Here is a 3,139-nt window from a genome sequence, read left to right as displayed (position 1 = left end):
GCGCCTGCGCTCTTTTTGGCGATGAAAGCGCCCAGCGAAAAGGAGTAGGTGAAGCTCTCTCGCGTCACGATTTGCGTGGAGCCTTGCTCTTTGTCTGCGGCGAAATTTTGCGTAGTTTTAGAATTTTGAGCGGAGCTTTGCGGATTGGAGGTTTGCATGTTACCTAGTTGCACGGAATTTTGTGAGGCAGAGCTTCGCGTACCTCCTTGATTCGCGGAATTTTGCGGCGTGAGACTCTGCGTATCGCCTTGCCCTGTGGAATTTTGCGAAGTAGGGCTTTGTGCAGAATTTTGCCCGCTCGAGATAGCGTCGCTAGTTTGCGCGGAATAGTTTTGCGCGGCGGAAGCCTGCTCGTTCGTTTGGGCGGTTGAGCTTTGTGCGGCAGAAGCGACCTTGTCCTGCGCATTTAAATTTACTTCGTCCGCTTGCGAGCCCAAATTTTTCGCATCCTCGCCGTATTTTTCGGGAGAGGAATTTGCCGCGCCGCGCGTTTCGGAAGTGGAATTTATCGCGCCGCCGCATCTTAGCCGCGCGCCTGCGTTAAATTTAAACACCATCTCCTCCTCAAGCTTGGCGGAGCGCTCGCTCGCGCTCTCGTAAAGATATGCTCCCGCGCACAGCAGCACGATCAGCGCCGTGGCGATGATTTTAGCCCTTTTGCTTAAAATTTCGTCCCGCACGAAAAAGATCGCCGCGATAAATAAAAATGCGAAAATAAATATTAAAAATCTCAAATTCTATCCTTGCCCGCCCGCAGCGGAGTTCGGCTCATAAATTCGGCGAGAGTTTTCAAGCTTAAAATTCTCCGCGCAGCTGATAGGTGATGTCGCCTGCGCCAAATCCGATCACGAGCCCGTCGTTTATGATGTGGCGGACGCCGAAAATATCGCTAAATTCTATCCGCTCGCCGTTTCTAAAGACTCGCTCGGTAAAAAGTGCCCCGAGCCCCTTAAATTCCTCTTTCAGATCGATGCCGTTGCTTGGCTCGCCCGCGGCGTAAACGGGCAGTACGACTAACTCCTCCACGCCCGCAAAGCACTCCTTAAAAGCGTTTAAATTCGCTTTAAGTCTGCTGAAGCGGTGCGGCTGAAAGATCGCCGTGATCTTGCTAAGACCTAGCAGGCTAGCGTATTCGCGCGCGCTTTGCAGCGTCGCTCTGATCTCGGTAGGGTGGTGGCCGTAGTCGTCGATGAGCACGAAGTTTGGGGTGGCGCACAGGATGTCGAAGCGCTTTTTGATCCCTTTGTAATTTAGTAAATTTTTGCGGATCTGTTCTAACCCCGTCTCGCACGCCGCGGTTAGGATCGCTAGCGACGTATCGATCGCGATGTGCCTTCCGAGCCCGTAAACCTCGAAGCGTCCGAGCTCTTTAAGATTAAAACTCATAAACGGCTGATGATCGCGCAGCAGCACCTTCAGATCCGTTATGTCGCGCGAAGGAAAGAGCTTGATACAGCCGAGCTTTATCGAGCTTAAAAACTCATCCTCGGCGTTTATCACGCGGATCTTGGCGCGCTCCAAAAAGCCGCGATACGCCGCGTGAAATTTATCCAAATCGTTGTCGTAATGATCCATATGCTCGGGCTCGGCGTTGGTCACGACTGCGACGTAAGGGTTGGAATTTAAAAAGCTCGAATCGCTCTCGTCGGCTTCAAAGATGATGTTTTCGCTGTTTTCATATTTCATATTCGAGCCGAACTGCTTGGAGATCGCGCCGATGATAACCGAGCCGTCTATCAGCGCCGAGGTTATCGCGCTTGTAGTGCTTTTGCCGTGCGCGCCGGCGACTGCGAAGACGCGCTTGTCTTTTAGCACGAGGGGCAGGGCCTCCTTGCGCGAGAGGCAGACGATCCCCTTTTTGCGTGCGGCTTGCAGCTCGACATTGTCCTCTTTGATCGCGGCGGAGTAGATGACGATCTCCTGATCTTTGATCGCCGAAGCGTCGTGCGGAGTGATGATCTCCATGCCGTCCGCTCTTAGCTTATAGGTCGTCTCACTCTCTTTGATATCAGAGCCTGAAATGATAAAATTTTTCTCGTGTAAAAATCTCGCTAATGCCGATATTCCTATGCCGCCGATGCCGATAAAATGAACCTTTTTCACTTTTGTCCTTAAATAATATAATAGATAATTACGTTTAAATTTTTAAATCCCGCGCCGGCGAAATTTAAAAATTTAAGCCATTCCCGCGCGCCTTGAAATTCGCCTCTAAATTTTACGAGCTCGCCGCGTTGGGCAACCCCGTCTCGCTACTTCCAAATCCGCTTTTAAAATTTAGCGATCTAAATTTACCTTTAGAATTTCGTCTTTTAAAATTTGAGCGCTCTAAATTCCGCGCTCAAAACCCCGCTTCGAAACGGAAGCGCTTAAAATTCTACGGCTCAAATCCGCCGTTAAAGCCTTGCGGCGAGCGGGGCGCCGCCGCGCCCACCCCATCGTTTCGCGCACCGAAGCCGCGTAAATTTTAATAAATTTCATCGCACGTCCACTATTTAAATTTACGCCTCAAATTTCGCCGCTTGACTCCGCGGCAAAACTCTTATTCGCCGCTTTGCGCTTTAAATTTAGCTTATAAATTTATCCGCATAAATTTAAAATTTCGTCGAAATTTTAAATATCGGTGCGCCCGTTGATCGCCTTTATTAGCGAGAGCATATCGACGTTGTCTAAGCTTACGCCCGTAGGCACGCCTTGAGCGAGCTTGGTAAATTTCAAACCCAGATCCGCGAGCTTGTCCTCGACGTAAAGCATGATCCCGTCGGAGTTGATGCCCGGCGTCAGCGCAAATATCAGCTCGCGCGCGCCGTTTCGGCTCACCATATCGCGTAGCGCCGCGATTTTATCTTCGTCGGCGGCGTCTAGCACGAAGTAGCGGCCGTTGTAAATTTTATTACTCTCTAAAATAAAGATGTCTTTTGGATTTTCGACGATGCAAATTTTATCGCTTTCGCGCTCCTCGTCGGCGCAGTATTCGCAGATCTCGCCCTCGCATACCGCTCCGCAGATGTGGCATCTGTGCAGTCCACGCACCGCCTCTTCGATATTGTGCGCTAAATTTAGCCCCAGAAAGGAGTTTTGCACGCTTACGTAGTACGCAAAGCGCAGGGCGGATTTTTTGCCCACGCCCGGAAGCTTTTCA

At 50.7% G+C, this 3,139-nt stretch carries 4 protein-coding genes; all 4 read right to left on the bottom strand.

Translation table 11 applies throughout. The annotated features are described in order from the left end of the window. A partial coding sequence (locus tag Q0140_RS00660) for a hypothetical protein (RefSeq protein ID WP_297960548.1) occupies positions 1–734 on the bottom strand: 734 nt, incomplete at its 3' end. Positions 735–795: 61 nt separating this feature from the next. After that, the gene (murC, locus tag Q0140_RS00655; protein ID WP_297960545.1) at positions 796–2,103 is read right to left on the bottom strand and encodes a UDP-N-acetylmuramate--L-alanine ligase; all 1,308 of its coding nucleotides are present in this window, start codon (positions 2,101–2,103) and stop codon (positions 796–798) included. A 222-nt stretch (positions 2,104–2,325) separates the two neighbouring features. Further along, complete coding sequence (locus Q0140_RS00650) at positions 2,326–2,478, bottom strand: hypothetical protein (protein ID WP_297960542.1); 153 nt, start codon at positions 2,476–2,478, stop codon at positions 2,326–2,328. Positions 2,479–2,610: 132 nt separating this feature from the next. Then, a partial coding sequence (recR, locus tag Q0140_RS00645) for a recombination mediator RecR (protein WP_297960539.1) occupies positions 2,611–3,139 on the bottom strand: 529 nt, incomplete at its 5' end.

The sequence above is a fragment of the uncultured Campylobacter sp. genome (assembly GCF_938045405.1).
In the GTDB taxonomy this organism is placed as follows: domain Bacteria; phylum Campylobacterota; class Campylobacteria; order Campylobacterales; family Campylobacteraceae; genus Campylobacter_B.
Note: the sequence above shows the minus strand (reverse complement) of the source record. Positions and strands in the feature narration are given on the sequence as shown.

Coding starts and splice junctions, on each gene's coding strand:
- Q0140_RS00650 (WP_297960542.1), bottom strand. CDS start 2,478: ATGAAATTTATTAAAATTTACGCGGCTTCGGTGCGCGAAACGATGGGG.